Annotated in this window: 16 protein-coding genes and 1 pseudogene; 8 read left to right on the forward strand and 9 right to left on the reverse strand. The window is 72.7% G+C overall.

Annotation, left to right across the window (positions count from 1 at the left end; genetic code table 11):
• The first annotated feature begins 251 nt into the window (after positions 1 to 251).
• Entirely contained in the window at positions 252 to 1,814 is a 1,563-nt protein-coding gene (locus tag IF67_RS0100095) for a PAS domain-containing protein (protein ID WP_030981099.1), read from the forward strand.
• Positions 1,815 to 1,917: 103 nt separating this feature from the next.
• Here the strand turns inward: IF67_RS0100095 and IF67_RS0100100 are convergent, their stop codons facing one another.
• Positions 1,918 to 2,685 carry an SIS domain-containing protein gene (locus IF67_RS0100100; protein ID WP_030981100.1) on the reverse strand — a complete coding sequence of 256 codons (768 nt, stop codon included), beginning with the start codon at positions 2,683 to 2,685 and terminating at the stop codon, positions 1,918 to 1,920.
• 195 nt (positions 2,686 to 2,880) lie between these two features.
• Here IF67_RS0100100 and IF67_RS0100105 point away from each other — a divergent pair, with 195 nt between their 5' ends.
• Both IF67_RS0100105 and IF67_RS0100110 read left to right on the forward strand, forming a co-directional pair.
• Complete coding sequence (locus IF67_RS0100105) at positions 2,881 to 3,573, forward strand: metal-dependent transcriptional regulator (protein ID WP_030981101.1); 693 nt, start codon at positions 2,881 to 2,883, stop codon at positions 3,571 to 3,573.
• A 495-nt stretch (positions 3,574 to 4,068) separates the two neighbouring features.
• Positions 4,069 to 4,944 (forward strand): alpha/beta fold hydrolase, encoded by an 876-nt coding sequence (locus tag IF67_RS0100110; protein WP_030981102.1) that lies wholly within the window; start codon positions 4,069 to 4,071, stop codon positions 4,942 to 4,944.
• Positions 4,945 to 5,100: 156 nt separating this feature from the next.
• On the opposite strand, the gene IF67_RS0100115 is transcribed toward IF67_RS0100110, so the two are convergent.
• From IF67_RS0100115 to IF67_RS0100125, 3 genes are all read right to left on the reverse strand, one after another.
• Positions 5,101 to 6,738, reverse strand: a complete 1,638-nt coding sequence (locus IF67_RS0100115) for a hypothetical protein (RefSeq protein ID WP_030981103.1) — start codon at positions 6,736 to 6,738, stop codon at positions 5,101 to 5,103.
• Entirely contained in the window at positions 6,735 to 7,619 is an 885-nt protein-coding gene (locus IF67_RS0100120; protein ID WP_030981104.1) for an ABC transporter ATP-binding protein, read from the reverse strand. The genes IF67_RS0100115 and IF67_RS0100120 overlap by 4 nt, the downstream gene beginning before the upstream one ends.
• 130 nt (positions 7,620 to 7,749) lie before the next feature.
• Positions 7,750 to 8,421: a bifunctional DNA primase/polymerase gene (locus IF67_RS0100125; protein ID WP_030981105.1), complete on the reverse strand. Its 672-nt coding sequence runs from the start codon at positions 8,419 to 8,421 to the stop codon at positions 7,750 to 7,752.
• Positions 8,422 to 8,870: 449 nt separating this feature from the next.
• Between IF67_RS0100125 and IF67_RS0100130 the strand changes: the two genes are divergently transcribed.
• Together IF67_RS0100130 and IF67_RS0100135 are read left to right on the forward strand one after the other, a co-directional pair.
• Positions 8,871 to 10,265 (forward strand): hypothetical protein, encoded by a 1,395-nt coding sequence (locus tag IF67_RS0100130; RefSeq protein WP_030981106.1) that lies wholly within the window; start codon positions 8,871 to 8,873, stop codon positions 10,263 to 10,265.
• A 246-nt stretch (positions 10,266 to 10,511) separates the two neighbouring features.
• On the forward strand, positions 10,512 to 12,422 hold the full coding sequence (locus IF67_RS0100135) for a hypothetical protein (protein ID WP_234340933.1): 1,911 nt from the start codon (positions 10,512 to 10,514) through the stop codon (positions 12,420 to 12,422).
• Positions 12,423 to 12,491: 69 nt separating this feature from the next.
• Here IF67_RS0100135 and IF67_RS0100140 read toward each other — a convergent pair whose 3' ends face one another.
• Complete coding sequence (locus IF67_RS0100140) at positions 12,492 to 13,844, reverse strand: ABC transporter substrate-binding protein (protein ID WP_030981108.1); 1,353 nt, start codon at positions 13,842 to 13,844, stop codon at positions 12,492 to 12,494.
• A gap of 117 nt (positions 13,845 to 13,961) precedes the next feature.
• On the opposite strand from IF67_RS0100140, the gene IF67_RS0100145 reads away from it, so the two are divergent.
• A complete protein-coding gene (locus IF67_RS0100145) occupies positions 13,962 to 14,474 on the forward strand; it encodes an SCO4402 family protein (protein ID WP_078889253.1) in 513 nt (170 codons plus the stop codon).
• A gap of 32 nt (positions 14,475 to 14,506) precedes the next feature.
• On the forward strand, positions 14,507 to 15,397 hold the full coding sequence (gene purU / locus IF67_RS0100150; protein WP_030981110.1) for a formyltetrahydrofolate deformylase: 891 nt from the start codon (positions 14,507 to 14,509) through the stop codon (positions 15,395 to 15,397).
• Between the two features lie 163 nt (positions 15,398 to 15,560).
• On the opposite strand, the gene IF67_RS0100155 is transcribed toward purU, so the two are convergent.
• Both IF67_RS0100155 and IF67_RS0100160 read right to left on the reverse strand, forming a co-directional pair.
• Positions 15,561 to 16,898 carry a zf-HC2 domain-containing protein gene (locus IF67_RS0100155; protein ID WP_030981111.1) on the reverse strand — a complete coding sequence of 446 codons (1,338 nt, stop codon included), beginning with the start codon at positions 16,896 to 16,898 and terminating at the stop codon, positions 15,561 to 15,563.
• A 122-nt stretch (positions 16,899 to 17,020) separates the two neighbouring features.
• Positions 17,021 to 17,608: pseudogene (locus tag IF67_RS0100160) on the reverse strand (sigma-70 family RNA polymerase sigma factor); the annotation flags it as partial.
• Between the two features lie 465 nt (positions 17,609 to 18,073).
• On the opposite strand from IF67_RS0100160, the gene IF67_RS0100165 reads away from it, so the two are divergent.
• Positions 18,074 to 18,448, forward strand: a complete 375-nt coding sequence (locus IF67_RS0100165) for an STAS domain-containing protein (protein WP_030087372.1) — start codon at positions 18,074 to 18,076, stop codon at positions 18,446 to 18,448.
• A gap of 219 nt (positions 18,449 to 18,667) precedes the next feature.
• Here IF67_RS0100165 and IF67_RS0100170 read toward each other — a convergent pair whose 3' ends face one another.
• Together IF67_RS0100170 and IF67_RS0100175 are read right to left on the reverse strand one after the other, a co-directional pair.
• Positions 18,668 to 19,957, reverse strand: coding sequence for a histidine kinase (locus tag IF67_RS0100170; protein WP_078889254.1), 1,290 nt, complete (start codon positions 19,955 to 19,957; stop codon positions 18,668 to 18,670).
• On the reverse strand, positions 19,954 to 20,616 hold the full coding sequence (locus IF67_RS0100175; RefSeq protein ID WP_030087368.1) for a response regulator: 663 nt from the start codon (positions 20,614 to 20,616) through the stop codon (positions 19,954 to 19,956). The genes IF67_RS0100170 and IF67_RS0100175 overlap by 4 nt, the downstream gene beginning before the upstream one ends.
• Between the last annotated feature and the right edge of the window lie 324 nt (positions 20,617 to 20,940).

Genomic DNA, 20,940 nt, shown 5'->3' on the forward strand with positions numbered 1-20,940 from the left:
GCGCTGGTCCGGCGCTGCACTTCGGGTGAAGCGACGGGCCGCTAGCCCGCAGCCACCTCACGCGTCCGGTGCGAAATCATTGGCCGAACCACCTCCCTTCTCGTGTGCTCCACACATTAGGAAGCCGTCCGGCCGCACACAAGGGAATTTCCCGTTAGCAACGATTTCCGCGAATCGGCTGTGGGGTGTGTCACGTTCCAGTTGAATGTTCCCAGGTGGAGCACGTGCGGCCGCGTTCGTAAGGGGTGCCAGTGACTGCTTCGTCAGCTTCTTCTGCGTCGGCGGCGCGCTGCTCCGCCGACGAGACCGATGACTCCGGTCTGCTGGCCGCGCTCCTGGACGGCATGGACGCCGCCCTGGTCGCCTTCGCCGCGGACGGCACGGTCACGCACTGGAACCACGAAGCCGAACGCATCCTGGGCTGGACCACCACCGAAGCCGTCGGCCGTACGGGCCTGGCGGGCTGGGCGGTCCGCAAGGAGGACGCCGACGCGATCGATGCCGCGCTCGCGGCCGCCATGCGCTCCCCGGGCCGCCAGGTGCACGAGTTCGCCCTGCTGACCAAGGACGGCCACCGCGTTCTCGTCCGCACCCAGTCCTCCGCGGTCCGCGTCCCCGGCGGCCGGGTCGCGGGCGTGTACTGCGCCTTCAGCGAGGTGCACACCCAGATGGACCTGGAGCGGTCCATCGCGCTCAGCGAGGCGCTGTTCGAGGACGCGTCCTGGGGCGTGGTGCTGATCGACGCCGATCTGCGGCCCGCCGTCGTCAACGCGCATGCCGCCCGTGCTCTCGGCGTGGGGCGCACGGCCCTGCTGGGCCGCCCCCTGGGCGAGCTGCTGGCGCAGGGCGTCGAGGAGCTGGAGTGCGCCCTCCAGCATGTCCTCGCCGAGGGCGCGCCGCAGGCCGTCGCCGACCTGTGGGTGACGCTGCGCTCCGAGGAGGCCGAGCTGCCGCGCCGGTGCTGGCGCAGCGGTTTCGTCCGGCTGTCCTCCCCGCTGGCGGAGGAGCCGGTGCCGCTGGGCGTGGCCTGGCTCTTCCAGGACGTCACGGACGCCAAGCGGGCCGAAACGGACGGCTCGCTGCTGCGCTTCCGCGCCCATCAGCTGCACCGCGCCGGCCGGGCGGCCGCGGAGTGCCCGGACCCGGCCGAAGCCGCCGCGGTCCACCTCGACTTCGCCCTGGCGGGCTTCGCCGACCACGGTCTGGTCGACCTCGCCGCGACACCTGCGCCGCGGCCGTACGGTGCGGTCGCCGAGGCCGATGCGTACGACGCGTACGACACGGACGTGGACGACGACGCGTATGACACGGCAGGGGAGGCGGCCGAGGCGTCCCGCGGGTCCGAGGGGGCGGGCGCGGCGGGCGGTGCCGCACCGCCGTCCGGCGCTCCGGAGGCCGGCGCCGCCGGTGCGGACCGTGGCCGGCGCGCCCGGCGGGGCACGCCCCGGCTGGTGCGCACGCTGGCCTCCCCGGCCGGTTCGCCCGGCCCCTCGGAGACGCTGTCGGCGACCGGCATTCCCACGCCGTACGTGCCGGGCCATCCGGCGTTCCAGGCGTACGAGCGGCGCGGTTCGGTGCGCACCAGCGCCGGTCCCGCCTCGCCCGCCGGTTGGGCGGCCGCCCGCAACTGGCCGGACGGCACCGTGCACGGTCTGTGCGTGGTGCTGCGCAGCCGCGGCCGCACCCTCGGCGTCGCCACGTTTCTGCGGGCGCCCGCGCGCCGTCCCTTCGACCGCGCGGACGCGGACTACGCGGAGGAGGTCGCGTCCCGGATCGCCACGGCCCTGGACCTCGCCGGCGCGGCGTCGCTCTGAGCGGGCAGCCCGTTCACTGCCGGACGAAGAGCCCTGAGCTCCGGGGGGAGAGAGCTGCCCGCTCCGGGGGGAACACGCCCGCTCCGGTGGGAGACCCGCCCGCTCACTGCCGGTAGAAGATCCGGTCCGCGTACTCGCTCATCACCCGGGCGTTCCAGTCGTGCCCGCCGTCGACGTTCCCGGAGCGCAGCAGCGGCGGGTCGATGCCCCGCTCGGCGAGCGTGCCCGCGGCCGTCGCCACCATGGCCTGCATGATCGTGCTGCTGACGACCGTGGAGGCGGGGGCGAACGGCGCGTCGATGCCCGGCAGCGTCAACTCCGCGTCGCCCACCGTGATCCGGCTGTCCAGCACCAGGTCGCAGTGGTCCTTGAGGAAGCTGCCGGAGACATGCCGGGACTTGGTCGCGTCCGCGTAGGCCACCGACGTCACGCCGATGACCTTGATGCCGAGGGCGCGGGCGTTCATTGCCATTTCGACGGGCAGCGCGTTCCGCCCGGAGAGCGAGATGATCACCAGCACATCGCCCGCCTCCAGCGGGCTGGTGTCCAGGACGGCCCCGGCCAGACCGTTGACCCGCTCCAGCGCGCTGCCGAGCGTCGCGGGCCGTACATCCACGCCGACCACGCCCGGGACGGACAGCAGATTCATGAGGGCCAGACCGCCCGCCCGGTAGACGGTGTCCTGCGCGGGGAGCGAGGAGTGCCCGGCGCCGAAGGAGAAGACCCGGCCGCCCGCCGCAACGGTGTCCGCGATGAGCCGCCCGGCCGCGGTGATCCGGTCGCCCTCTTCGTCGCGGACCTGCCGCAGCAGGTCGATCGCGGCGTCGAAGTACTTCCCGGCCAGCCGGTCGCTCCGGTCGCTCTCAGCCATGGCCGCGGGCCCCTCTCGTCGGATCTCGTGGGATCTCGTCGTATCTGATCAGTGGCGCGGATCACGTTGCGGTCTGGACCAGTGCCCTGTCAATACGGCCGTGAGGGTCCGGTGCACGGACGAGGCGGCACCGTTGTCAGTGAGATGCGTCAGAATTGAGTCCAGGGCCACCGCACCACACATCAAGGGGCACGCATGTCCGGACTGATCGACACCACGGAGATGTATCTCCGCACCGTCCTCGAGCTGGAAGAGGAGGGTGTGGTGCCTATGCGCGCCCGCATCGCGGAGCGGCTCGAACAGAGCGGCCCGACGGTGAGCCAGACGGTGGCGCGCATGGAGCGCGACGGACTGCTGACGGTCGCGGGCGACCGGCATCTGGAGCTGACGGAGGAGGGCCGGCGGCTGGCGACGCGGGTGATGCGCAAGCACCGCCTCGCCGAGTGCCTGCTCGTCGACGTCATCGGGCTCGAATGGGAGCAGGTGCACGCCGAGGCGTGTCGCTGGGAGCATGTGATGAGCGAGGCGGTCGAGCGCCGTGTCCTGGAACTGCTGCGGCATCCCACGGAGTCGCCGTACGGCAACCCCATCCCGGGGCTGGCGGAGCTCGGCGAGAAGTCCGAGGTCGACCCGTTCCTGGACGCCGGCATGGTGAGCCTGATGGATCTGGACGCCGGGGCCGAGGGCAAGACCGCCGTCGTGCGCCGGATCGGCGAGCCGATCCAGGCGGACGCCCAGCTGATGTACACCCTCCGGCGGGCCGGTGTGCAGCCGGGCGCGGTGGTGAGCGTGACGGAGTCACCGGCCGGGGTGCTGGTCGGCAGCAGCGGCGAGGCCGCCGAGCTGGACTCCGAGATCGCCTCTCACGTGTTTGTCGCCAAGCGCTGAAATCAGTTTCAGCCTCTTTCTTTTCCGCACTTTCGTCCCGGCCTCCCCCGTGAACCCGCTGAGCTGCGCCGACGCGCCCTCAGAGGGCTGGGCAAGTTCTTTCCGGTTGAACGGACTTGTGCGAATCCGTGCGATACGGCCGGGCTCGTGTCACGCTGACGCATGGCCATGCATCGGCCTGTCCTGGCCGGGGAGGGGGTTCGGATGCATCCATGCAAGACGGAGACAGTCAGGGCCCCGGCGCTGCGAGCAGCCGGGGCCCTGCCTCCCCATGTCCCCCACCCAAGACCCGGAGCCCCGAGCTCCCAGGGTCTTCCCCCACGGGCCCCCTTCCCGATAGGGCCCGCCTCCCGGCAGATGTCTCCCCGTGGCGGGCGCGGCCAATCACTGACCGAGGTCACTCGAACGAGGGGTATTGCGCGCCGGAACGGTGCGTTCGAATAGGGGTTCGATAGTGTGGAGCTGCTCAAGGGACGATTGGGGGTGCCAGGGCACATGGTTCAGCGCATCGATGTGACAGGGATGGGCGGTGTACGCCTCGCCGCCTGGGAATTCGCCGACCCGCCCAAGATCGGCGGCGGCCTGGAGGAGAGCGAACAGCGGCCGGGCGTACTCCTCCTCCATGGCCTGATGGGCCGCGCCTCGCACTGGGCGGCCACCGCACGCCGCTTGAGCGCACGCCACCGCCCCGTCGCGCTGGATCAGCGGGGCCACGGCCGCAGCGAGAAGCCCTCCGAGGGACCGTACGACCGCGAGGCCTATGTCGATGACGCCATCGCGGCCATCGAGCAGCTCGGCCTCGCCCCGGTCGCCCTTGTCGGGCATGCCATGGGCGCCCTGACGGCGTGGCAGTTAGCGGCCCGAAGACCGGATCTGGTCAGTGCGCTGGTCATCTGCGATATGCGGGCCTCGGCGCTCGGGGCGGCCTCCCAGCATGAGTGGACCGAGTGGTTCCGGTCCTGGCCGCTGCCGTTCGCCACCCTCGCGGATGTCCGCAAGTGGTTCGGCGAGGACGACCCGACCCTGGAGCGGCCCAGACCCACCCGCGGCGAGTTCTTCGCCGAGGTGATGGCCGAGCGCGCCGACGGCTGGCGCCCCGTCTTCTCCCGCCGGCAGATGCTCACGGCCCGCGAGACCTGGGTGCATGACGCCCACTGGGAAGAGCTCGCCCAGGTGTCGTGCCCCACCCTCGTCGTCCGCGGCCTCGATGCCGAACTGGGCCGCGCCGAGGCCCAGGAGATGGTCCGGGTGCTCCCTCGCGGTGCCTACGCCGAAATCCCGGACGCCGGGCATCTGCTCCCCTGGGAACAGCCCGACGCATGGTGCGCCGCCATCGAACCCTTTCTCCGTACGGCCACGGTGCCCAGCTGAGGGCCCGCGCCCCCGGGCCGCGGCAATGACGCCACCGCCACCGCCACCGCCACCGCCACCGCCGTCGCGCGAGCGGCCGGTGCAGCCTGTGGAGGACTTCGCGGCGGGGCAGGACCCGGCCCTTCGCACCGGCCGGTCCTGCCCCGCCCGGGGCCATCAGCCCTTGCTGACCGCTGCCAGAATCTCCGGCAGCCGCCGCGTCACGCGGGGCGCCGCAAGGCGCAGCCCCAGCTCCGCGACGCCCGCGCCGTAGACCGCACCGATCGGCAGCAGCACCCACAACAGATGGTGCAGGCCCGCCACATGCAGCCAGATGGTCAGGCCCAGCAGCGGCGAGCACAGCACGGCGCCCACCAGCACCCCGCCGAAGAGGCTGAACCAGGCGATCGCGCCCTGTCCCGGCGCGACGTTCTTGTTGCTCTCCGCGGGGATCGAGTACGGGAAGAGCGCCGACGACAGCGCCCCGGTCGCGAGCAGCGCACCCAGCACCGCCAGCGAGAGCCCGTAGACCTCCACGAAGTCCGACCACGGCCCGATGACGGCGGCGGTGCCGGCGACCACCAGCGTGACGTACGGGACGGCCACCAGCGCCAGCGCGAAGGCGCGCGCCCGCAGCTCCTGATAGGCGTCCCGTGGGGTGGAGATCGTCGAGGCGACCATCCAGAACGCCGAGGTGTCCTGCCCGAACTGGTTGTACATCTGCGTGCCGAGCAGCGCGGCTGCCGAGAACGACATATAGATGCTGCCGTTGTCCTGCACGGCCGAGACGACCGGCAGCAGCAGGCCGACGCCGATGGAGGTCGCCCACCCCATCTTCGACTTGGGGTCGCGCCAGGCGTAGCGCAGCGTACGGAGCATGACCGTGCCGGTCCGCCCGTCCGGCAGCAGCCGCGCGAGCCCCCGCTCCCCGCTGCCGGCCCGGCGCGCGCTGTCCTTCTCCACCGCCTGGAGGGTGGAGGAGTCCGGGGACGTCATCAGGGTGGTCAGCGTGCGCTGCCACCACCACAGCAGCAGGACCAGCGCCAGCGCCGTCAGCGCCAGGCCGGCCAGCGCCCGCCCCCACGCCCCGTGCCCGGCGTCCTCGACGGCGCTGACCGCCGAGGCCGGCGGCACCCAGCGCAGCACCGTGCCCAGCGGCTCCAGCACGGACAGTCCGTCCGGCCGGCCCAGCTTCTGCGCGGCGATATTGACGCCCTGCGCGCCGATGGCGATGAACAGGCCGCTGAGCACGGCGAGATCCCGGCCACGGCGGCTGGTCAGCAGCCGCACCGAGGCGGTGGCGACCGCACGCGCCAGCGACACGCACACCAGCACCACCAGGACGACGGCCACCACGGCCACGACCGCGGCGGCCGCCCCGTCCGCGACCGCGATCACCGAGCCGGTCACCAGCGCGAGGGTGACGACCGGGCCGATGCCGACGAGCGAGGCCACCAGCAGCGAGACGATCAGCGGCCGCGGCCGCAGCGGCAGCATGACCAGCCGGGTCGGATCGAGCGTCTCGTCGCCCGTGGGGAAGAACAGCGGCATCACCGCCCAGCCCAGGGTGAGGATCCCGGTGAGCAGCACGACCAGCGCACCGGCATGCGGGGTGCCGCGCAGCGCGATCAGCCCCAGCACGACACCGGCGGTGAACAGCAGGCCGACGATGACGGACCCGGTATACGCCAGCGCGCGCCCGGTGGACTGGCGCAGCCCGTTGCGCAGCAGCGACAGCTTCAGCCGGACGAAGACGCCGGTCAGGGACGGTGCGGCGGCGGGGCGGGCAGCCGCCACGGCGGATTCGGTGCTCATCGGGCGCCGCCACCGCCCAGCCAGTCCAGGTTCTGCCCCGCGCCGCGCTCCCGTGCGCCGACGAGTTCGAGGAAGGCGTCCTGGAGCGAGGGCGCCGCGCCGCGCACCTCCGCGAGCGGGCCGTCCGCACGGATCCGCCCGGCGGCGATCACCGCGACCCAGTCGCACAGCGACTCGACCAGCTCCATCACATGGCTGGAGAAGATCACGGTCGCCCCGGAGGCGGTGTAGCGCTCCAGTACGCCGCGGATGGTCTGCGCCGAGACCGGGTCGACGCCCTCGAAGGGCTCGTCGAGGAAGAGGATCTCGGGGTTGTGCAGCAGCGCCGCCGCCAGCCCGATCTTCTTGCGCATACCGGTGGAGTAGTCCACCACCAGCTTGTTCTGTGCGCCCGCCAGATCGAGCACGTCCAGCAGCTGTGCGGCCCGCTTGTCGACCTCGTCGCCCGGCAGGCCGCGCAACCGGCCTATGTAGCCGAGGAGTTCACGGCCGGACAGCCGCTCGAAGAGCCGCAGCCCCTCGGGCAGCACCCCGATACGCGACTTGACGGACACCGGGTCCTGCCAGACGTCCTGCCCGCCGATCTCGACCACGCCGGCGTCCGGCCGCAGCAGGCCCGTCACCATGGAGAGGGTGGTGGTCTTGCCGGCGCCATTGGGGCCGACCAGTCCGATGAAGCGGCCGGCCGGCAGTGTCAGGTCGATGCCGTTGACGGCGATCTGCTCGCCGAACTTCTTCCACAGACCCTGGATACGTACGGCGGGCGGGCCGGCCACGCCGCCTCCGGGGGCCGCGGCCGGCCCGCCCGGAGAGGCAGCCGTGGTGCGCTGCGGCGGTGCCGATTCGGCCCGCTGATCGATGTGTTCCGGCTCGTTCGCCACCGGTCCTGCCCTTCGACGTCCCCGCAGGGGCCGTCCTGGCCCCCGTCCGGCATCCCACGATACGGGCGGGTGCCGGTGGCGTCCGGGTGGCGGACGCCGCCGGGGACAAGGGGAGCGGACCGGTCCGGGGTCAGCGGCCGCGGACCGCGACCGCGTCCCGTGCGCAGGCGTACGCGAGCGGGCTGATCAGCTCCTCGGCGTCCGGCAGCCAGCGGTTGGCGGGGGTGGGGCGGCGCGCCCACTGCACCGAGCCGTGCGCCCCCACCCGGGTCGGCGGTGCGGCGATGTACTCGCCCTCGCCGCGGCAGACCAGATCGAGCGCGGCCGGCGCCCAGCCCAGGCTCCGTACGAGCTTCGGGACCTTCACCGAGGCGCCGGGGAGGACGAGGAAGAGCATCCGGCGGTCGGGGGTGCGGGTCACCGGGCCGAGCGGCAGGGCCATCCGCTCCATACGGGCCAGCGCCAGGCAGCCCGCGGTCTCCGGGACGTCCAGTGCCTCGAACGTCCGGCCCGTCGGCAACAGGATCGAGGCCCGCGGCTGCTTGCTCCACATCCGGCGGACGGCGGTGGCGCTGCCGCTGGCCTGTCCGGCCCAGCCGGGGGCGGTGGGGTGCGCGCCGGGCGCTGCGCAGTCGCCGGCGCCGCACGAGCAGCGCGGCGTCTCGCCGTCGTGCTCCAGCCATGCGCCGGGGAACACGTCCCAATGCCGTTCTTCCGCGTAACGCACCGCAGTGTCCAGCATCTGCTCGCCGCGCTGCTTGGGGATCTGCGGGGCTCCTGTGACTTGGATGGTCTCTTCCACGCAGAGGACAACTCCCGGTGTCACCAAGGGTTACGGCCAGATGGCTGACCCCCCGGCGCATCGTTCTCGCACGTGGGGCGCATGGGTGCACCGGTGGGGGCGCATATGCGGGCGGGGCCCGAGGAGCGGGTAGCCACCTGCGTGACGGGCGGAGAGGCCGCCCGGCGGCAGACCGAAGTGCACCCGGGGGGAGCCCGGCACGGCGGCGCCGCGAGCTGTGCACGGCACCGCGCACCTCCCTACTCGTGAACGAGCGCAGCGCACCGAGGATGCTCCGGACAGGGCTCAAAACGCTCAGAACTGAGCATCCGCTGCAAAGTGCGTATCACTCCGATCTCTCCTATCGCGCATATCTCGGATCTCTCGGATATCCGGCATATTCACGGGGAATCGATCACGAGGAACGGCGTTCGCCGGTGAACGCGCAGCAGTACACAGGGGGTACAAGCATGGCCGCCAGGCCACTCGTCGCACGGCAGCCCAACGAACGGCTCCAGGCGCTGATCCAGGAAGCCGCCTGTTCCAACGCGGGGCTCGCCCGCCGCGTCAACATGTGCGGTGCGGAACACGGTCTCGACCTCCGCTACGACAAGACCTCGGTGGCCAGATGGCTGCGCGGACAGCAGCCGCGCGGCCGCGCTCCGGCCGTCATCGCCGAGGCGCTGGGGCGCAAGCTGGGGCGCACGGTCACCATCGACGAGATCGGGATGGCCGACGGCAAGAACCTCGCGTCCGGGGTGGGGCTCCAGTTCTCACCGACCGTGCTCGGGGCGATCGAGCAGGTCTGTGAACTGTGGCGCAGCGATGTCGGGCGGCGCGACTTCCTCAGTGGGTCCACGGTCGCGGCCTCGGCGCTGGTCGAGCCCAGCCGCGACTGGCTGATCACCGGCGCGGACAGCCAGGTCGCGCGGAACGCCGGCGCCCGGGTCGGGATCTCGGACGTCGAGGCGGTGCGCGCCATGACCACCGCGCTCGGCGAACTCGACCACCGCTTCGGCGCCGGGCATGTCAGGCCGGTCGTCGTGCACTACCTCAACAGCGTGGTGTCGGGCCTGCTGGCCGGTTCGTACCGCGAGTCCGTCGGACGGGAACTCTTCGCCGCCGTCGCGCGGTTGACGGAACTGGGCGGCTACATGGCCGTCGACACCGGTCAGCCCGGCCTCGCCCAGCGCTACTACATCCAGGCGCTGCGGCTGGCCCAGGCGGCCGGTGACCGCGGCTACGGCGGCTATGTCCTGGCCGCGAGCATGAGCCATCTGGCCGCCTCGCTCGGCAATCCCCGGGAGATCGCCCAACTCGCGCGCGCCGCCCAGGAAGGCGCCCGTGGCCATGTCACCCCGCGGGTGGAGGCGATGTTCTGCGCGGCGGAGGCGCGCGGACATGCCCTGATGGGCGACGGCCGGGCCTTCCAGGTCGTGGCCGGCCGCGCGGCCGCCGCGATGGAGCGCGCCGAAGCGGCCGCCGACGCGGGCGACGACCCGGTCTGGATCTCCCACTTCGACCAGGCCTATCTGGCCGATGAACTCGCCCACTGCCACCGGGATCTGGGGCAGCCGGGACCCGCCGGGCAGCGCGCGCAGGAAGCGCTGGACGGGCACCCGGAAGGCCGGGCGCGGCGGCGGGCCATCGGTCTGCTGCTGCTGGCCGGCGCCCAGGCGCAGCAGCGGGAGGTGGAGCAGGCCTGCCATACGGGCACCCAGGCGGTGCAGCTGCTGAGCGGGCTGCGTTCGGACCGCGGAGCGGAGTATCTGGAGGACTTCCAGCTGCGTTTGGAGCCCTTCAGGGACGAACCGGTGGTGCGGGAATTCAGCGCCCGGCTGGAGCTGCGGGCCACGGCGGCCTGAACAACGCCCGAGGGGCCTGCGGCACGCGTGGGACGGGGCGGCGAGGGGACGGCGACGGCGGGGTGGCTGCTTTGTCATGCGGCGCCGGGTTTGTCGTACGGCGCCGGGCGGGCCGGCGGGCGGGGCCCGCCCGCTGCGTTCCCGGGGCGGGCGGGGGTGGTGACCAGGCGACGTGGTCGAACGTTGCTGCGACCCGGTAGCGTGCAGCCGACGATTCCGTAGGTCTGCATGTTGGTAGGAGTCACGGTGACGCAGAGCGGACAGGGTCACGACCCGCAGAATTCTGCGGCCGGTCCCGCGCGAGAGGGCATTGTGCTGCCCGCCAACGGTGAGCCGTGGGTGCCCGACCAGCAGGCCGCACCGCCGGCCGGCCAGCCGTGGGGCCAGCCCTGGGGCCCGGACCGGCAGGCCGCCGCCCCGCAGCCGTACGGAGAGGCGCCCGCCCAGGGCCAGCCGTCCGCCCCGCAGCAGGGCTATGGCCAGGGCCAGGGTCAGCAGCAGGGCTACGGCCAGGGCCAGCAGCAGGGCTACGGGCAAGGCCAGCAGCAGGGCTACGGCCAGGACCAGCAGCAGGGCTACGACCCGGCTCAGGCGCAGCCGCAGCACCCCCAGGCCGCCATGCCGCCGCAGCCGCAGGGCGGCCAGGGCTTCCCGGAGGCGCCCCAGGGGCCGCCGCCGGCACCGCCCCTGCCGCCCTCCATGCCGCAGCAGGCGCCCCAGCAGCCGGGCGGGCCGCTGCCCCCGGCCGACTCGGCCGCCGAGGCGACGGCGCTCATGCCGCACGGCGTACCGAACGGCGCCCAGCACGGCCAGGGTGCGCCCGGCGCACTGCCGCCCGAGGGCCAGTACGGCTCCGGCCGGCAGCCCCCGCAGCAGCCGTACGGCCAGCAGGCCCAGCAGCCGCAGCAGCAGTACGGGCAGCAGCCCCAGGGCCCGTCCGGAGAGCTGGTGCGGGCGACCCCGCAGACCGGCGCGCTGCTCCCGCCCGCCGCGGGCGACGCGGAGGCCACCGCGCTCATTCCCCCCGTCGGTGCCCAGCCCGGCGGCCCCGGTGCCGCGCCGCTGCCGCCCGAAGCGTCCGCACGGCCCGAGACGCGCGACGAATCCACCACGATGCTGCGCGCGATCAAGCCGAACGGGCAAAGGCCCCAGGGCCAGGGCCGGCCGATGCCGCAGTCGCAGCCGATGCCCGGCGCCCCGGGCGCGGGCGACGCCGAGGCCACCCAGCTCATCCCGCCGGTGGGCGCCGCTGCGCCGCCCCCGCCGCCGGGCGCGCCGTACGGCGTGCGCCCCGGCGCGCCCGGCGACCGTCCCACCCCCGCTGAGTTCGACGGCCTGTTCCGCGACGGTCCGGGCGCGCCCGGACAGACCGGCGCCCCGGACTCCACCGCACAGCTGCCGCGCTTCGAGGACCCGGGCCGTCCCCCGTACGGCCACCAGGGCCAGGGCCCCGGACAGCAGTTCCCGCCCGGCGGCGGCTACGACCAGCAGGCCTCGTACGACGACGACGGTGGCGGGCGCCGCCGGTTCGCCCCGATCGCGATCGTCGGCATCGTCATCGTGGCGCTCGCGGGGGCCGGTCTCGGCCTCGGCTGGGCGCTGAGCGGCGGGAGCGGCGAGGACACCGCCAAGAAGGAGGACTCCGGAGCCGGCACGACGAAGGCGGCCAAGGACCCGGAGAAGCCGAAGCCGTCCGCCGACCCGGCCGAGGCGCAGGCCAAGGGCCTGGACGCGCTGCTGGGCGACAGCAACAACAGCCGTTCCTCGGTGATCGGCGCCGTCAACAGCATCAAGACCTGTAGCAACCTCGGCGGCGCGGCCAAGGACCTGCGGGCCGCGGCCGGCCAGCGCAACGACCTGGTGAAGCGGCTCCAGCAGCTGCCCGTCGACAAGATGCCGAACCATGACCGGCTGACCGCCGCGCTGACCAAGGCCTGGCAGTCCTCGGCCGCCGCGGACAACCATTACGCGGCCTGGGCCGGCCAGGTCGGCAGCAAGAAGGGCTGCCACAAGGGCAAGGCCCGGCTGAGCAGGCAGACCGCCCAGGGCAATGCGGCCAGCGGCCAGGCGACCACGGCCAAGAAGCAGGCGGCGCAGATCTGGAACCCGCTCGCCCAGAAGTACGGGCTGACGGAGCGCCGCCCCGAACAGCTCTGAGCGGGTCCGGGGCGGGCGCCACCGGGCCGCCCGCCCGGCCTCGCCCCGCCCGCTCAGCGGCCCGCCCGCTCAGCTGTCCGTGCGCCGCCGCTCCAGCGTCTTGGTGACGTTCACGAAGCCGTCCTTGGCGGCGGTCAACTCGCCGTCCCTGACGACCTGGTAGGTCACCATCCCGTTCACGATGCGCGGGAAGTCCTGGACGGCGAGCATGTCGTCGTCCCGCCACCGCAGCTTCGGGGTCAGCCCGCCGGTGTCGACGGCGTGGTCACCGCGGTCCAGGGTCGTCTGGAGGGCGTTCGGGGTGACGTCCTCGACGCCCGCGTCGTCGAGCTGCTCGATCAAGGAGCGCAGCACGGTGTAGGCGATCCAGGTCGTCTGGACGCCCTGGTCGGCCGCGTCGATGCGGTTGTCGCCGAAGGCGAAGTCGTTGATGACCTTGCGCATCGGATCCCAGCGCGGATCGTGGGCGACCGGGTACCAGCCGGTGATGTCCGCGTCCTCCAGCGGCCCGGACCTGCCGCCGGTACGGTTCAGCAGCGACTGGCCGACGCTGCCCAGGACGGAGGCGACCTGCACCTTGGGGCTGTCCTCCTGGAGCCGCCGGAACGAGTCGAAGAACGCGTCCGTGTGGTCGCCGAGCGAGGCGGTCACACAGGAGCCGGGTGCCTTTCCGCCGGCCGCCGCCGTGCCGTAGACGACCGGGTCGGCGCCCGCACCGGCCAGCGCGCGTTTCACCTCGGACGAGTAGTCGGTGCCGTCCTCGGGCGCCTTGATGTCCTTGGCCGGGTGCCGATGGCCGCTCTCCAGACCGGAGTTGAGCAGGGACGGCATCTGATCGCCCTGGATGGTGTCCGGCCGGACCAGCGCGACGCGCTTGCAGTCGCGCGCCAGCTGGCGGCCGTTGCCGGCCAGCAGGGAGGCCTGGCCGCCGTTGACGGGGTAGGACAGCGGGCTCTCGAACTCCTCGTCCGAGGCGCCGTAGCCGCCGATGAAGGGGATGCCCTTGACCTCCAGCGGCGACATGAACGAACGGCCGAACTGGCTGTACGAGCCGACGACGGCGACCGCGCCCTCGTCCACCGCGCGCTGGGCGCAGTGCGCCGCGGTCACCGAGTCGTTGTGCTCGTTGCAGGTCAGCACCTTCAGATGGTGGCCCCGGACGCCGCCCCGGGAGTTGACCCAGCGGGCGTAGGCCTGTGCCATGGCAGGCATTCCCGGCACATTGGTCGCCTTGGTGCCGTCGGGGGCCCAGGTCATCACCGTGATCGGCGCCTTGTCCCCGGCATCCTCCGAGGCTCCGGCGAGGGAGCCGCAGCCCGAGAGCAGAGACGCGATGGCCGCCGTGCACACCACCGCCGAAGCGGTCGCGACCGCGGGAGCGGAGGAGAAGGGGCGGGGGAGGGAGCGTCGCCGTCCGGTCATGTCACAGCACCCTTCCGTCCTGCCCGGAACGGGTTGGTGACGACGAGGCAATGACTGGTGACGTAGAGGTGAACTCCAGGGGGCCGCTTGAGATCATCCGTGAAGAACGTACGATCGATTGCTGTGCAAGGTTCGGAGAAGTCTTCCCGTCGCGGCAGCCGCTCGACCACCATGGGCGGTATGCCACTCAACGACATGCCGTGGTGGCGCTGGCGCAGTAATGTGCGCTCCGCGCTGCACATGCTCTCCGACCCCGCCTTCCAGCAGGAGGCCTGGCTGGCCGGCCTGCCCGGGTACGGCGATGTCACCGACGCCGTCTACCGGCTCGTCGAGGACACCTGGCTGGACAACTGGTCCGCGGAGAAATACGTCGGCACGATCTTCCGGGACTCCCAGGAGGCCCAGCTCGTCGATGTCGCCGTACTCCGCGTGCTGCGGATCATGCACCAGGTCGGCGCGGACGCCCCCGTGACCGCGTACATGGAGCACCAGGGCTGGCCGGAGGCCGTACGCGCGGCCCGTGAGGCCCATGTGCAGCTGGCCACGGCGGACGGCGAGGACCCCGATGCCGCGCCGCGCTCGCTGGAGGTACTGGCCATCATGACCGGTCAGGCGGATGCCCCGGCCTGACCTGCTCGGCAGGTGTGCGACCCTATGAGGTCATGAGCGAGTCGCAGCCCACCCAGCCCGGTCAGCACGACCGGAACGATCAGTACGTCCTCACCCTGTCCTGCCCGGACAAGCAGGGCATCGTGCACGCCGTGTCCAGCTACCTCTTCATCACCGGCTGCAACATCGAGGACAGCCAGCAGTTCGGCGACCACGACACCGGGCTGTTCTTCATGCGGGTCCACTTCAGCGCGGACACCTCGGTGAGCGTCGACAAGCTGCGGGCCAGCTTCGCGGCGGTGGGCGACTCGTTCGGCATGGACTGGCAGATCCACCGGGCCGACGAGAAGATGCGCATCGTCCTGATGGTGTCCAAGTTCGGGCACTGCCTCAATGACCTGCTCTTCCGCTCCCGGATCGGCGCGCTGCCGGTCGAGATCGCGGCCGTGGTCTCCAACCACACCGACTTCGCCGAGCTGGTCGGCTCGTACGACATCCCCTTCCACCACATTGCGGTCACCCGCGACACCAAGGCCCAGGCCGAGGCGCAGCTGCTGGAGCTGGTGGAGGCGGAGAACGTCGAGCTGGTGGTGCTCGCCCGTTATATGCAGGTGCTCTCCGACGATCTGTGCAAGGCGCTGTCCGGCCGGATCATCAACATCCACCACTCCTTCCTCCCGAGCTTCAAGGGCGCCAAGCCGTACCACCAGGCGCACGCCCGCGGTGTGAAGCTCATCGGTGCCACCGCGCACTATGTGACCGCCGACCTCGACGAGGGCCCGATCATCGAGCAGGAGGTCGAGCGCGTCGGCCATGAGGTCACGCCCGACCAGCTCGTGGCGATCGGCCGGGACGTCGAGTGCCAGGCGCTGGCACGGGCGGTCAAGTGGCACAGCGAGCGCCGGGTGCTGCTCAACGGCAGCCGGACGGTCGTCTTCGCCTGAGCGCGCCTTCCGCCGAAGCGTGCCTTTCCGCCCGAGGGCGCCTTCCGTCTGAGCGCGCTTTCCGCCACCGCGGAATACCCCTCACCACCCAGCACGTTGTGGCCCCGAGGGGGCGCTCGGACCCCCTACGGGCTGTGTTCGACCGCCCCTTACTGGCGAGCGTCTAGAGCCGGGACAGCGACGCCGTCGCGAAGAGGACGTCGCGGATCGCGTCACGCTCGCCGCGCTGGCCCGCGGCGGCCTCCTCGGGGGAGATATGGCCGGCGGCCAGCTGGCAGAACTCGGCGCTGTCCAGGGCGATATGCGCGACCGTGCGGTCCGGGGTGCCGAGGGCGGCCGGTGAATCCAGCGCTATGTACCAGTGGCCGCCGCCGTTGCCCTCGACCTCCAGATGGAGCGTACGGCCCGGGGCGCCCGCCTCGACCAGCCGCCGCGGCGGCGCGGCGAGCCCGGCCCGCCGCCGGTCGGCCAGCGCGCTGGGCAGCAGCCGGGCGGCGAGGTCGACCATCCGGTGGAGATGCCCGGCGGCCGGGGGCTGGTACGGATAGTCCACGGCCTCCGCAATATCCCCGGCATGCACCCAGCACTCGAAGGCGCGGTCCAGGAACGAGTCGCGCAGCGTGAGCCGGAAGTCCCCGTAGGGCACGGCGAGTTCGGCGACCTTGTCACCGGCGAACGACACCTGCCGTATCAGCGCATAGCTCTGGTCGCGCCATGGTGCGTGGAGGGCCAGCGGGCTGCGCTCCTCGTCCGGCGTCCGCCAGAACGTTTCCGTACGGATGAGGGGGTCCGGGGTGCCCGGCGGGGCGGTCGTCCCGAGCGGGTCCGGCAGTCCGAGCGCCGTCGCGACCAGGCCGTCCACCGCCATCAGATGCCCCATGACACCGCCGACGGTGGTCTCCCGCTCGACCGGACGCTCACCCTCGAACCAGCGCAGCCGCACCGGAGCACGCCACTCCGTCTCGCCCATGTCACGCAGCAGGGCGTCCAGTTTGGCGGTCTCCGCGTCGTACGGCGTCGCCCACTCGGGCACCGGGATACGGGCCGGCCGGCGGCCCAGACAGCCCTCCAGCACGCGGGAGCGCAGCAGCGGATCGAGGTCGAGGCTGTCGGCGGGGTGCAGCAGTCCGACGGCGTCGCGCAGCCGCAGCGCTTCGTCCGCGCAGGAGGCGCAGTCGGTCAGATGCGCCTCGACGGCGGTCGTCTCCTCGGCCGAGCAGGCCGACAGTGCCCAGGCGCCGAGCAGCGACTTGAGGACCCGGTGCGGCGGGGCGGGCGCCGGCAGCGGGAGCGGCAAGGGGGCGGGTGGCTCGGTCACGGGCTCGGCTTCCGGTGCGCGGGGGCCGCCGGCGGTGTCGTCCACCGTCTCGCGGACGGGGGCCGGCGGGGCGTCGGGGAGCGGGCCGTGGTCCTCGGCAGCGGGGCGCGGTGAGGGTATCCGCGGCCGTTCACCGGGGCTGCCGGGCAGTTCGCGGCCGTCCCACTCGTCCGGGCCGTTCACAGGGACCGTCCGCGGCCCGGGCCGGGTGGTGCGGAGTTCCCCGGGCCGGTGTGCTGGGTGTGCGACGGGCGGGGGCTGTGGGGCGCCAACGATGCATGGGGTGAGTGAGGCGACGCAGGGGCGGAGCGCGGCGTGGGTGCGGTGCGATGGGCGGGCGGCAGGGCCTGGTGGTTGTGGGCGGTGGACAGCAGCTGGAGGCCCAGGCGGAGCCTGCGCCGGGCCTCGTCCTCCGTGACGCCGAGGTCGGCGGCGGTCTGGCGGTAGTCGCGGCGCTGGAAGTACGCCAGCTCCAGGGCGGCCCGCAGGGGCGCGGGCATGGACGTGACGATGAAGTCGGCGCGGGCGGCGGTGGAGGCCTCGCGGATCTTCTGCTCTATTTCGGCGGGCGCGGGGGCGTCGGCCCCGCAGTCGCGCGCCGAGGCCGCCTCGGTCTGGCGCAGCCGCTGGACGGCCTGATGGCGGGTGACACCGGCGACCCAGGAGCGCAGCGGGCCCTGCTTGGGGTCGTAGGAATCCGGGTGCTCCCAGACGTAGGCGAACACCTCGCGGGTGACGCGGTCGGCGGCGTCCTCGTCGTCCAGGACGCGGTAGGCGAGGCTGTGCACCAGAGAGGCGAAGCGGTCGTAGAGCTCGCCCAGCGCTGCGGCCTCGCCGTGGGCGAGCCGCTGCTGCATCCGCCTGTCCCACCGTGGTGGGGCGTCGTGTCCCATCGGATCCCCATCCCTGCCCGTCACGTCCGGGCTTACACCTCAGCCGTCACTCCTGCACCCGCACCTGCCCGGACCTGTGGGCGCCGTCACAGAATCCGCCGTGCCAACGAATGTAGTGCGCGGGTCCGACAACTCACTCTCCTTTGCGGCAAACCGAGCCCTGAGAGGTACGGGGATGGTAAAGCCCTGACGGTCGGCGCGCCCTCCCTTTGTGGCGATAATGCCCGATCGCGGCGGATCGATGCTGATCGTTCGTGTCCGTATAGGGCGATGTGTTATCCGTGTGTGACCGGATGTCGGCGAAAAGCTGAGGGTGTCGGGGCATAGCCTTAGGCGGACGGCCTGTTGCGCCAAGGATTCGGAAGAGTTTCAGGGGAGAGGGTCCGGGCAGTCGAGCGGGGAAGGATGAATTCCGGATGCAGTCCGGTTCATCCGGTACGAAAGCGAGCGAAAGGCTTCGAGCGCGTGTCGTTGAAGGTGGCAGAGGACGAAAAGGGCCCCTGGGCCGTACTCCAAGTGTCCGGGGAGATGGACCTGGTCACGTCACCGGCGGTGCGCCAGCATGTGCACGACGCGGTGGCGGACGGCCGGAGATCACTGGTGCTCGATCTCTCCGAGGTGCGGTTCTGCGATTCCAGCGGTGTCGGCGTACTGATCGCCGCCCGCCGTCTGATGCGCTCCTGTCAGGGGCGGCTGCGGCTGATCCTCCCCGCGCAGGGCGCCGTGGACGGCTCGCACGTCAACCGTGTGCTGGCCGCGCTGGGCGTACGGCGGCTCTTCGAGGTCTACCCGGACCTGCGCACCGCCGTCGATGAGGCGGCCGCACCGCTCTCCGCCTGACACCTCCGGGACGCGCCCCTGCCGGGAGGCCTCTCCCGGGACGCGCCCCTCCTGTGCACACGAGCCCTGCACCTCGCACGGGCCTCCGGGCTCACGGGCCTTCCGGCTCAACGGCCTTCGGGCTCACGGGCTTCCGCCTCGCGGGCCTCACGGCTCATGCGGCCCCGCCGCCGCACAACGCGCCCTTCCGCTGCTCCGCTCTGCCCGCGCCGGCCCGATTCACGCCGCTCCGTACGGGAATTCCGCCCGTACGACGAAGCCGCCGTCGGAGGTCCGCCGCGCCTCCAGCGTCCCGCCGAGGCTCTGGGCGCGCTCGCGCAGCCCCACCAGACCGTGCCCGCCCCCGGGAAGCGCGGGGACCGTCGCCGTCGCGTCCGGCGGCCCGTTCCGTATCTCCACCCGCAGCCCGTGCGCCGCACGGTTCTCGTCGGCCGCCTCCGCCCCGTCCGAGCCCTCGCCCCGCACCGCGTCCACCGGATCCACCCGCACCCGCACGTGCGCCCCCGGTGCATGCTTGCGGACGTTGGTGAGCGCCTCCTGGACCGTGCGGAAGGCCGCGCGCTCCACCGTCTTCGCCCCGCTCGCGCCGCCGGCCACCACACCGCCCTCGTACGTCACATCCAGTGCGCTCATCTCGATCAGCCGCGGCAGCTCCTCCAGATCGGGCTGGGGCGCCAGGCCCCGCGCCTCCGCCGCCTCGCCGCCGTCCGCCCGCAGCACGCCCACCATGTGCCGCAGTTCCTCCAGCGTCCGTACGGACAGCTCCCGGATGGTCCTGGCGCCCGCGCGCGCCTCCGCGTCGTCCGTGCTGACCTGCACCGCCCCCGCCTGAAGGCTGATCAGGCTGACCTGATGGGCCACCACGTCGTGCATCTCGCGGGCGAGCCGGGCGCGTTCGGTGGTCTTGACCCGGTCCGCGAGCAGCCGGTCCTCACGGCGCAGGCTGCGGGTCAGATCCTCGACGCGGGAGGCCAGTTCCCGGCGGGTGCGCACCAGCAGTCCCAGGGCGATGGGCGCGGCCGAGGTGACGCTCGCGTCGATCAGCACCAGGGTGTTCTCGCGGTACGCGGTGAGTTCGAGGTCGGAGATCGGATACGGGAAGAAGTGCGCGGCGATCAGCAGCAGCGCACAGACGCCGAGCCGGGCCCGGCCGGGCCGGCGGGCGGCCAGTGTGTAGAGCGCGATCATCGGCGCGAACCAGATGTAGCCGATGTAGAGCCCGGGGAGGGTGAAGAGGAAGACCAGCAGCGGGAAGCGCCGGCGCAGCAGCAGGGCCGCCGCGGCCACCATCGAGACGCCCACTTCCAGGTCGAACTCGACGCCGTTGACCAGCATCGCGTCGGCGATCGCGAGCAGCAACGGGACCGCCAGCGGCGCGATCCTGCGCAGCCGCCGCCCCACCGCGCCTCGTGCCAGGGCCTGCCATACCGCGGTACCGCGGGCCGCCGCCCCCCGGCCGGCCGCCCGCGGGCCGCCGCCCCGTCTGCCGCTCCCGCTCCCGGCTCTCACCACGCACCCCGCGGATCGCCCGTCACCAGACCGGCGCGGTCGGCGACGATGGCCGCCTGGATGCGGTTGATCCCGCCCAATTTGCCCAGCAGGGCGCGCACATGATCCTTGACCGTACTGGGGGCGAGCCCCATCCGGTCGGCTATCTGGGCGTTGCCCAGCCCCTCCCCGAGCAGGGCCAGCACCTGTGACTCCCGCGGCGTCAGCCCGCTCACCGCCCGGTTCGCGGCGGCTTGGTCCTCGGCGGTCAGATAGCCCCCGATCACCGCGCGGGTGACACCCGGATCGAGCACGCTGCCACCCTCCGCCAGCGTCCGTACGGCCCGTACGAGTTGTTCCGGATCGGAGTCCTTGAGCAGAAACCCGGCCGCGCCCTCGCGCAGCGCCGCCGTCAGATACTCCTGGGCGTCGAAGGTGGTCAGCATCGCCACCGTCGGCGGTTCCGGTGCGGCGCGCAGCCGGCGCAGGACGGTCAGCCCGTCCACGTCCGGCATCCGGATGTCCAGCAGCACGACGTCGGCCGCGCACCGCAGCACGGTCTCCACGGCCTCGGCCCCACTACAGTCCGCGACCATCTCGATGTCCGGGGCGGTCCCCAGAATCATCCGCAGTCCGGATCTGACCAGCCGCTCGTCGTCCACCACAGCGACACGGATCACCGGCCGCCCCTTTCTCCTTCGCACCCACCCGAGCTCACGGAACCACCCGGCGTCGCGCGGTTCCGTTTCCCTGTCACCCGGAACCGCCCTGCGGCGGCCCCGCACCCCCGCCGAGCGGCGGGGGTGAGCCCGCGACCTCTGGAGGATGCCGCGGGGAGGTCCCCACGGGCAGAGTGGTTCTCATGCTGCACCACTGAAGAGGCCACAAGCCCAGGACGCGTTGCAGTTCACATTGGCGGCCGCCGCGACCCCCACACGCGGCGGCCGCTGCGCGCGTGCGGGGGCGGTTCGGAGGGGGATCTCCCCCGCACGTCCGGCACGTGT

The sequence above is a fragment of the Streptomyces sp. NRRL S-1813 genome (assembly GCF_000719605.1).
GTDB classification, from domain to species: domain Bacteria; phylum Actinomycetota; class Actinomycetes; order Streptomycetales; family Streptomycetaceae; genus Streptomyces; species Streptomyces decoyicus.

Bases quoted from the DNA above. Each gene is read 5' to 3' on its own strand.
- IF67_RS0100100 (WP_030981100.1), bottom strand. From the start codon at position 2,685: ATGGCTGAGAGCGACCGGAGCGACCGGCTGGCCGGGAAGTACTTCGAC.
- IF67_RS0100105 (WP_030981101.1), top strand. From the start codon at position 2,881: ATGTCCGGACTGATCGACACCACGGAGATGTATCTCCGCACCGTCCTC.
- IF67_RS0100110 (WP_030981102.1), top strand. From the start codon at position 4,069: ATGGTTCAGCGCATCGATGTGACAGGGATGGGCGGTGTACGCCTCGCC.
- IF67_RS0100115 (WP_030981103.1), bottom strand. From the start codon at position 6,738: ATGAGCACCGAATCCGCCGTGGCGGCTGCCCGCCCCGCCGCCGCACCG.
- IF67_RS0100130 (WP_030981106.1), top strand. From the start codon at position 8,871: ATGGCCGCCAGGCCACTCGTCGCACGGCAGCCCAACGAACGGCTCCAG.
- IF67_RS0100140 (WP_030981108.1), bottom strand. From the start codon at position 13,844: ATGACCGGACGGCGACGCTCCCTCCCCCGCCCCTTCTCCTCCGCTCCC.
- purU (WP_030981110.1), top strand. From the start codon at position 14,507: ATGAGCGAGTCGCAGCCCACCCAGCCCGGTCAGCACGACCGGAACGAT.